Raw genomic sequence first — 9,552 nt, 5'->3', positions numbered from 1 at the left:
GGGATTTTAAAATCACTCTTTGATTATTTCCTCTTCATTTTTGATTTTATCCAATTCAACATATACTTGATTAATTAATATATCCACTCTAGGAACTTCTTTTGAAACCGGATATTTTTTAATAATATTAAAAGTTCTTTTTACTCTCTTCAAATTTTTTATTTAGAAAAAAAGTATTTGCATTATTAAGTAGTTTTTCAGCATTGGATTTTTCAATTATTAATTGTATTTCTGTTTTTTCTTTTTTTAGCTTTTCAAAATCATTTTTTTATTCGGATTTTCACAACTTGAAAATATAACTGTCAATATTAGAATTAAATGTGGTATTCTTTTCATTTCATTTAAATATTGAATTCAGATTTTCGTTCTATAATGAATCCAACTTATGGATTACCGAAGTTAATCAATTTTCTTAATTTTTATGAGTGAGTAATGAACGTCGATAGCGTAGCCTAATGCTAAAAAACAAACCCTCCGTCTAAACCGACGGTAGGAGGTTTAGCTACCTCCCTTTTACTAAAAGGAGAAGCTAATTGAGATAGTTTTATTTGATGTGGCAAAATTACATGAACAACCCTCAAGTTTAAGTTGATTAAAAGCAAGTACCGGTTATATAAAACCAAAAAAGGCTTAAAATACATCATATATTTTAAGCCTTTTTTATAAATAAAATGAGGTTGTACTTATCTTGTTTTCAGCTTATTTCCAGCCGCCGCCAAGTGCTTCGTACAAGTCAACTACAGTTAGCAGTTGTTGTAATTTACTGTCAATAACGTTCAATTCGGCATTTAATGCGCTTTGTCTTGCGGTCAATAAATCCAGGTAATTGGCAAAACCGTTGATCAGCAATTCTGACGAATTTTTCTCGGCATTTCGCAACGCTTCAACTTCTAATACCCTGAATTCGTATTTTTTGGTTTCCGCATTATAAGCGTAAAGTGCATTAGAAACTTCGTTTCCTGCTATCAATAAAGAGCGCTTAAATTCTAATAAGGCTTGCTCTTGTTGCGCTTCGGCCACTTCCTTTTGCGTTCTTATTTTACGCTGATTGAAAATCGGCTGCGTTAATCCGCCAACAACATTTGCAAACAACGAGTTGGTATTTAACAATTGGTCCAATTCCAAACTTTGAAAGCCACCGTTTGCTGAAATGGTCAGTGATGGATAAAAATTACTACGTGCCACATTGGTCATTTCAAAAGCTCTAACCAAATTTAATTCGGCAGCAATCACATCAGGTCTGTTTCTTAGCAATGTTGCCGGTACGCCCAGTTTTAAATCGGATTGTAAATTCTGACTGTCCAAATTGGTACGTGCATAACCACGTGGTTGCTGTCCCAATAGAATGCTTAGAACGTTTTCGGTTTGAAAAATGGCCGTTTCTAAATCTATTTGTAATGCACGAGCACTGTTATATTGCGCTATACTTTGATCAACAGCCACTTGTGTTACATTGCCAGCGTCTTTTAAGGATGTTATGGTAGCAACACTGCTATCGCGTATCATGACGCTTGCTTTGGTGATTTCCAATTGGGCATCTAAGGCTACCAACTGGTAATAAGTGGTTGCAATATTAGACACTAAACGCGATTTTACAGCTTGGTGCGCTGCTACAGTTCTTAAATAATCTGCTTCGGATGCGCGTTTATTACTTCTTATTTTTCCCCAAATATCGGCTTCCCAAGATAAATTGGCACCCAAATCAAATTGTTCTGAAGAGCGATCTGATGACATAGCTCCAAATGCCGTATTTTTTGACATTTGTTGGTGGGCTACAGAAGCACTTCCGTTAATTGATGGAAGAAATCCTGCTTTTCCTTGTTTTGCATATGCTTCTGCAGCCAATATTTGTTGGATGGCCACACGAATGTCGATATTGTTTTCAAGGCCTTGCTCAATATAGCCAGCCAAATACGGATCTTTGAAAAGTTCTTTCCAAGATACATCGGCCATTGAAAGACTATCGGTTGGCAAAGCATCTGTTCTGAACAGATTTTCAGTTTCTTGTACTTGTGGTTGCACATAATCTTTCGCCACAAAACAAGATTGCAACGTCAACAACGTCAAGCTTAAAATTATACCTTTAATATATTTCATAGTGATGATGCGTTTTAAATAGTTTCGTCATTTTCAGCTTCTACAACAAAATGATCGGGAGTTTTATTGATTTTATCCTGTAACCATTGGAAGAAGATGTATAAGATTGGAATTACAAAAACTCCAAAAATAGTTCCGATCAGTAAGCCACCAACAGCACCTGTACCAATAGCATTGTTTCCTCTAGCTCCAATTCCTGTTGAGAACACCAAAGGTGCCAATCCGATGATAAATGCAAAGGAGGTCATTAAAATAGGTCTTAATCTAACTTTTGCAGCTTCAAAAGCAGCATTCATTCTGGTATATCCTGCGCGTCGTCGTTGGAGGGCAAATTCTACAATCAGAATTGCATTTTTCGCCAAGAGTCCAATCAACATAATTAATGCAATTTGGAAATAGACGTTGTTTTCCAGGCCTGCTAATTTGGTGACCAAATAAGCTCCAAATACTCCAACAGGTACTGAGAAAATTACCGAAAACGGAATTAAATAACTTTCGTACTGTGCGGCAAGAATGAAGTACACAAACAAAATAACCAAGATAAAAATGGCTGTTGTTTGCCCTCCTGCAGAAATTTCCTCTCTGGTCAATCCTGAGAAATCTACTGAATATTCTTGTGGCAATGCCGTTTGACTTACTTCCTGTACGGCTCTAATGGCATCTCCGGAAGAATATCCTGGTGCAGCTGCTCCACTCACACTTGAGGAGTTGAATAAGTTAAATCGGGTTACGGATTGTGGTCCATAAACACGTTTTAAATTGACAAAACCAGTAATAGGTGCCATTTCGTTTTTATTGTTTTTCACAAAAATTTGATTCAAGCTTTCTGTGCTAGATCGGTCTTCTGGTAAGGCTTGTACAAATACACGGTACTGTTTTCCGTATTTTGAAAAGTCGGCCGTATAAATACTTCCAATATAACCTTGAAGTGTGGTAAGGATAGAACTAACGCTAATACCTGCTTCTTTAGCTTTTGCAATATCAATTTCAATTTCATACTGTGGATAGTCCGTGTTAAATGACGATTGCGCATACATAATTTCAGGACGTTGTGAAAGTTCTCTCAAATAGTTTTGGGTCACTTCACTCAAGTCGTTGAAACTTCCGCCTGATCGGTCCAAAATTTTAGCTTCAAAACCTGATGATGCTCCAAACCCTGGAACACTGGGCGGTTGGAAGAAGATAATTTTAGCATCAGGAATAGTGGCAGCCGCACCAAAAAGTTTGGCGGTAATGGCTTCAACCGTTTTGTCGTCATCTTTCCTATCACCCCAAGGATCCAATCGGATAAAGCTAATACCGTAGTTACTCCCAGCACCACTAATAATACTAAACCCGTTAACTAATGAGAAACCACTAATGCCTGGGATATTTCTCATTTTTTCACCTAATAGATTTGTAGCTTCTACAGTTCTATCTAATGATGCTCCAGCAGGAAGTTCGATGTTTGCAAAGATAAGTCCACGGTCTTCATCAGGTACAAAACCAGTTGGCGTTGTATTGGAAGCCCAGATAATACCAACCACACTTGCAGCTAAAAATGCCCATGTCATCCATTTATGTCTGTATAAAAACCGTAATGACTTGGTGTATTTATCAGTAGTGATGGAAAAGGCAATGTTGAATTTATCAAAAAATCGTCCCAAGAAACCTTTTTTCTTGATTTTTTCGTCATTTGTTTTTAAGAATAAAGCACATAATGCCGGGCTCAGTGTAAGGGCGTTGACTGCCGAAATGAATATCGCAACAATTAGGGTCACACCAAATTGCTCATAGAAAACCCCTGTTGGTCCCGTAATAAAAGTTACAGGAATAAACACAGCACCCATGATTAAGGTAATGGAAATAATAGCACCGGTAATTTCATCCATCGCAGAGTAGGAGGCTTGTTTGGCCGATTCACTACCTTCTTCAAGTTTGGCATGCACCGCTTCAACCACAACAATCGCGTCATCCACCACAATACCAATGGCAAGTACTAATGCAAAAAGTGTTAATAGGTTGATGGAATATCCAAATAAACCTAAGAAAAAGAAGGTTCCGACAATAGAAACCGGAACAGCAATGGCCGGAATTAACGTGGAACGGAAATCTTGAAGGAAGATAAATACCACGATAAATACCAATAAAAACGCTTCGGCCAAAGTGGTTATTACTTTTTCAATGGATGCGTCCAAAAATTCGTTGGTATCAAAGTTGACTACATATTCCACACCAGTTGGAAAATCTTTGGAGATTTCCGACATTTTTTTATGGATATTCTGAATGATTTCCTGAGCATTTGATCCAGCAGTTTGATATACCGCCATACTGATGCCAGGGTAGCCATCTGTAAATGATATGGCGCCATAGTTTTGAGCATCCAACTCTACATCTGCAACATCCTTTAAGGTCAAAAATCTGCCATTGCCCAATGATTTGATAATGATGTCTTCATATTGTGAAACATCTTTATAACGACCACTATATCTTAATGTGTATTCAAAAGATTGGGCATCGTTTTGTCCTAATGCACCTGCAGCGGCTTCTCTACTTTGTTCTCTAATGGCAGCCGTAACATCGGATGGTTCTAAATTATAGGCAGCTAGTTTTTCTGGTTTTAACCAAACGCGCATAGCATAATCCTTACTTCCAAAAACACTAACATCACCAACACCAGTAATACGCTTTAGTTCTGGTAAAACGTTGATGTTCATGTAGTTTTGAATATAGGTATCATCGTAGTCTTTGTTTTTTGAAAACACCGTAAAGAACATCAAAGCACTGGTTTGCTGTTTTTGGGTGATAACTCCAGATTGGATGACTTCTTGAGGCAGTAATGGATTTGCTCTCGATACACGGTTTTGAACGTTTACGGCAGCAATATCCGGATCTACACCTTGTTCAAAATAAACAGTGATGTTGGCACTACCATTATTACTTGCTGTAGAGGTGATGTAGGTCATTCCCTCTACACCGTTAATTTGTTCTTCAATTGGAATAATAACACTTTCCAATACGGTTTCGGCGTTAGCTCCAGGGAAATTTGCATTTACCTGAACTGTTGGCGGGGCAATCTCTGGATATTGGGTGGTTGGTAGCGATGAAATCCCTAATACTCCTAATATCAAGATTATGATAGATACGACACTGGATAAAACAGGTCGATCAATAAATTTCTTTATCATGAATTTTTATTTAAAAACTTTTTGTAATCCTTTAGCTATACTATCAAAATCTACCGGCTGTGGCATTATTGGAGTTTTGTCTCTTAGTTTGCCTAATCCTTGTGCTACGATTTTTTCGCCAGGCTTAACTCCAGATTTTACAATGATGATATTATCTACACGATCAATAATATCAATAGAGCTAGTCACAGCAAGGGTATCGCCTTGTACTTTATAAACGTAAGTGAGTCCTTGTCTTTCAAAAGTCGATGTGGCAGGAACAATAATGGCATCGGTATAAACTGTTGGTAATTGAATTTTTCCGCTATAGCCACTTGAAAGAATGTGTTTTGGATTATCAAAAATTGCCCTAAAGGTAATAGTACCTGTTGATGGATCAACTTGAGAGTTAATCGTTTCGATAACACCTTCTTCTTCGTACAATTTACCGTTAGCAAGAATCAATCTTACTTTTGGCAATGATTTTATTTTTTCTTGAAGTGTGTTTCCTTCCGTATTTTGAATAAAATCCAAATATTCCTTTTCGTTTAATGAAAAGAACGCATAAATTTTTTCGATATCAGCGATGGTTGTCAATGGCGTTGGCGACGATGGACTTACCAATGCACCTTCTCTAAGTTGTATAGCACCTACATAACCATCCACCGGACTTTTTACGGATGCATAACCAATATTGGCAACGATAGAGTTATAAACACTTTCTGCTTGTGCCAATTTGGCTTTTGCAGTTTCTAACTGTGAGCTGCTGATAATGTTTTTCTCTACAAGTGGAATAATTTTATTGACCTCTACTTGCGCTGCATTAATATTTGCTTTTGCAGCAGCTGCATCTTGGGTTAAAGTTTGGGTTTCAAGTTTAAAAAGCACTTGACCTTTTTTAACCTTTTGACCTTCGTCTACTAAAACTTCGGTGATAAACCCTGTTGCTTTTGCGCGCACTTCACTATCAATTATACCTTGCAAACTTGTTGGATATGTGGTATATGCAGTTGTAGTTTGTGAAGGAACGGTAATTGTTGGAAAGGGCATAGGTCCTTGTGGCCCTCGTGCTCCTCCTTGCTCTTTATCGCCGCAACTCCAAAACAGAGCTATAAAACTTAGGGATAATACTATGGGTAATTTAATTGTTTTCATTAATTAGAGTTTAGTGATTTTTTTTCTATTATTTTCGATCTTAACTTGGATACAGATTTGGTTATTTCTTCAAGAAACAGGATGTAATCGTCATGAAAATCAAGGTTAAACCTTAGGATATCTTCAGTGCTTTGACTGTTGATTTTGTTTTTGTAAATCCTAACTTCTTCATGCAATTCTCTTTGGGTAATCCATGAATCCATCAAGGCATCAATGTTTTGAATGATGCTATCTTCGTTCATGTTGTAGTATTTTTTTCGGTCGCCGGGTTTGGTAAAATACACGATTCTCTTTAAGTCCGATAAATGGTTGAGATGCGTCGAAATGGTGCTCTTGCTGGCACATAGATCCCTTACTAGATCCTCGAAGGTGGTGCCTTTGCTACCTGTTAGGACGATATAGGATAATATCCGTGCGGCCAAAGGTGCTAATTGCTCCTTTTGCTCCATAAATACTCCTAACCTTTCAACGAGATCCTGTTTTTCAGGGCACATTTTCTCTGGCATAATTTCAGATTTTGTGCAAAGGTAAGCAAGGTTCGGAATATCCCGAACCATTCGAAGTTAAAATAATGTTAAATAAAATTAGGCTCAGAGCGATGCCCGAGCGTCTATATAGAAGATTTAAATTGCTCTAAAAACCGAACGTCATTTTCACTCAACAATCGGATGTCCCCGATTTGATGCAATAACATGGCAATGCGGTCAATACCCATTCCGAAGGCAAATCCGGAATAGATTTTTGAATCGATACCACAATTTTCCAGAACATTAGGATCAACCATACCACAGCCCATAATCTCTAACCATCCGGTGCCTTTGGTAATTCGATGGTCAATTTCTGTTTCCAATCCCCAATAGACATCTACTTCGGCACTTGGCTCTGTAAATGGGAAATACGACGGGCGCATACGGATTTTACTTTTACCAAACATTTCAGTAGTGAAATATTGCAAGGTTTGTTTTAAATCGGCAAAACTGACGTCTTTATCAATATAAAGCCCTTCTACTTGATGGAAAAAACAGTGTGAACGCGATGATATGGCTTCATTTCTGAAAACACGGCCCGGTGAAATGGTTCGAATGGGCGGCTGGTTGCTTTCCATATACCGTACTTGTACTGAGCTGGTGTGCGTGCGCAATAAAATATCAGGATTTGTTTGAATAAAAAACGTATCCTGCATGTCACGTGCGGGATGGTATTCCGGCAGGTTTAATGCGGTAAAGTTGTGCCAATCATCTTCAATTTCCGGACCTTCACTAACGTTAAAACCAATGCGTGAAAAAATATCGATAATTTGATTTTTCACGATTGATATGGGATGACGGGCACCTATAGCAATCGGTTCACCGGGACGGGACAAATCGCCATAAATACCTTTGGTTTCTTCTTTGCTTTCCAGTTCTTCCTTTAGCGCAATGACTTTGTTTTCGGCAGTTTTTTTCAGCTGATTAATAACTTGACCAAATTCCTTTTTCTGATCGTTGGCAACGTTTTTAAATTCGGCAAAATAATCATTGAGCAAGCCTTTTTTTCCTAAAAACTTGATGCGGAATGTTTCTATTTCGTCTTTAGTTTGGGCTTTAAAGGTTTCGGCTTCAGCGATGAGTGCTTTAATCTTGTCTATCATAAGTCAAAAAAATGGAAGTGCAAATTTAATGTTTTTCGGATTAAAACCTACAAGGTTTTAAAACCTATAGGTTTTGATATGCAGGGTTATTGAATATATTTGGATTCAAGAAAGTAATTTACAATAGCTTCCTTCATTAAAACACTTTGTTCTCCTGCTTTTAGCGGCGGTAATTCTTCCTTGAATTTATAATGTGGCCATTTATCCTCATCAAAATAATCAAATTCATAATAGCCGTAAGGTTCTAATAACCTGCAAATGGCAATATGCATTAAATCTAATTTATGATCTTTTTTAAATTTTCTATGAATTTGACCTAACTCTTGAACGCCAATTAAATAGATAATAGCGTCGAGGTCCAGCGGATCGCCTTCGGCAAATTGATTGGAAAGCTTACTCACCACCAATTCCCATCGTTTTTTTAATAATACGTCTCTTGACATGTTTATTTCCTGCGTAGACAGGAATCTTTTTAGTTAGTATTGAAATCGAATTAGAAAATGAACTTGAAAATGAAGTTCAACTTCGGCATCAAAGTCAGTTTTGTTTCAGGTTTGGAGTTCTATTTTGTTTATAACCAAATAGTATTGGTTGTTTTAGTTGCTTGTTGATCATTCAACTTAGAACTCCTTGGCAAAGTTAACAAACAATGTATTCTGTTTAAAGTTTATAAGTCTAAAAATCTTAAATTTATGTACGTTTGCTAAAATATACATAGGGTATGAGTGGTTTAGATCTCTTTTTGATTGGTTTTATTGTTTTAGGATTGGTACGTGGATTTATGAATGGTTTATTTGTCGAAATAGCTTCGCTTATTGCCTTGGTAGCTGGGGTTTATGGGGCCTTGCACTTCAGTAATTATGCGGCAACATTTATTGATGAAAATTCACAATGGGACGAACAAACCGTTAATATCACTGCCTTTGCAGCTACATTTGTCATCATCGTTTTGGTCATTGCACTTGCCGGAAAAGCTTTGACAAAACTGGCCGATTTTGCCGCTTTAGGTATCGTGAACAAATTGCTTGGTGCGCTTTTTGGTACCGTTAAAATTACTTTGATTTTGAGTGTTATTCTCAATATTTATGATAGTCTGAACCGCGCTATTCCGCTTACCGATCAAAAAACCATTGACGATTCTGCATTATATCATCCGGTGAAATCAATGGTGCCTTCTATTTTTCCGATTATTTTAGAAAAGAAAAGAGAGCTTGAAGATACTTTGCAAGGTGAAACTGATCTTGAAGTTGAGCAAAAAAACTAATAACAATCCGATTTTATCTGTTTTTTATAAGTAATTACTGGCTTTTTATTGTATTGAAGACAAATGGTATTTAAGATGTCCATAAGATCATTATACATAGCCAAAGATCCGCATATCATTATATAGCCGTTCTCTTCTAAAGTTTTTGCAATATGTTCGCCATCACGTTTTATCAGATGCTGAACATACAAACGCTCATATTGCTGCGAATACGCCAAATGTAATTTTTTTAGCTTTTTCAAACTTAAATACTGCTCCAG

8 protein-coding genes and 1 pseudogene are annotated in these 9,552 nt (G+C 37.1%); 1 reads left to right on the top strand and 8 read right to left on the bottom strand.

The window, feature by feature from the left end:
- Positions 1–12: 12 nt before the first annotated feature.
- From VNJ50_RS03465 to VNJ50_RS03435, 7 genes are all read right to left on the bottom strand, one after another.
- Positions 13–153 (bottom strand): hypothetical protein, encoded by a 141-nt coding sequence (locus VNJ50_RS03465; RefSeq protein ID WP_325579083.1) that lies wholly within the window; start codon positions 151–153, stop codon positions 13–15.
- A 546-nt stretch (positions 154–699) separates the two neighbouring features.
- Positions 700–2,097, bottom strand: a complete 1,398-nt coding sequence (locus VNJ50_RS03460) for an efflux transporter outer membrane subunit (protein ID WP_325579081.1) — start codon at positions 2,095–2,097, stop codon at positions 700–702.
- Between the two features lie 14 nt (positions 2,098–2,111).
- On the bottom strand, positions 2,112–5,264 hold the full coding sequence (locus VNJ50_RS03455) for an efflux RND transporter permease subunit (RefSeq protein ID WP_325579079.1): 3,153 nt from the start codon (positions 5,262–5,264) through the stop codon (positions 2,112–2,114).
- Between the two features lie 6 nt (positions 5,265–5,270).
- The gene (locus tag VNJ50_RS03450; RefSeq protein WP_325579077.1) at positions 5,271–6,398 is read right to left on the bottom strand and encodes an efflux RND transporter periplasmic adaptor subunit; all 1,128 of its coding nucleotides are present in this window, start codon (positions 6,396–6,398) and stop codon (positions 5,271–5,273) included.
- Positions 6,398–6,904, bottom strand: a complete 507-nt coding sequence (locus VNJ50_RS03445; RefSeq protein ID WP_325579075.1) for a transcriptional regulator — start codon at positions 6,902–6,904, stop codon at positions 6,398–6,400. Before VNJ50_RS03445 ends, VNJ50_RS03450 begins: the two co-directional genes overlap by 1 nt.
- Before the next feature lie 104 nt (positions 6,905–7,008).
- Positions 7,009–8,028, bottom strand: a complete 1,020-nt coding sequence (gene pheS / locus VNJ50_RS03440) for a phenylalanine--tRNA ligase subunit alpha (protein WP_325579073.1) — start codon at positions 8,026–8,028, stop codon at positions 7,009–7,011.
- Positions 8,029–8,114: 86 nt separating this feature from the next.
- A complete protein-coding gene (locus VNJ50_RS03435) occupies positions 8,115–8,471 on the bottom strand; it encodes a hypothetical protein (RefSeq protein ID WP_325579071.1) in 357 nt (118 codons plus the stop codon).
- Positions 8,472–8,749: 278 nt separating this feature from the next.
- Between VNJ50_RS03435 and VNJ50_RS03430 the strand changes: the two genes are divergently transcribed.
- Positions 8,750–9,292, top strand: a complete 543-nt coding sequence (locus tag VNJ50_RS03430; RefSeq protein ID WP_325579069.1) for a CvpA family protein — start codon at positions 8,750–8,752, stop codon at positions 9,290–9,292.
- Here VNJ50_RS03430 and VNJ50_RS03425 read toward each other — a convergent pair.
- Positions 9,289–9,552 (bottom strand): annotated as a pseudogene (locus VNJ50_RS03425) (FAD-binding oxidoreductase); the annotation flags it as partial. The gene VNJ50_RS03430 and the pseudogene VNJ50_RS03425 overlap by 4 nt on opposite strands.

Source organism: Gelidibacter sp., assembly GCF_035577925.1.
Classification (GTDB): Bacteria; Bacteroidota; Bacteroidia; order Flavobacteriales; family Flavobacteriaceae; genus Gelidibacter.
The sequence above is the reverse complement of the archived record's forward strand: the minus strand, read 5'-3'. Positions and strand labels throughout refer to the sequence as shown.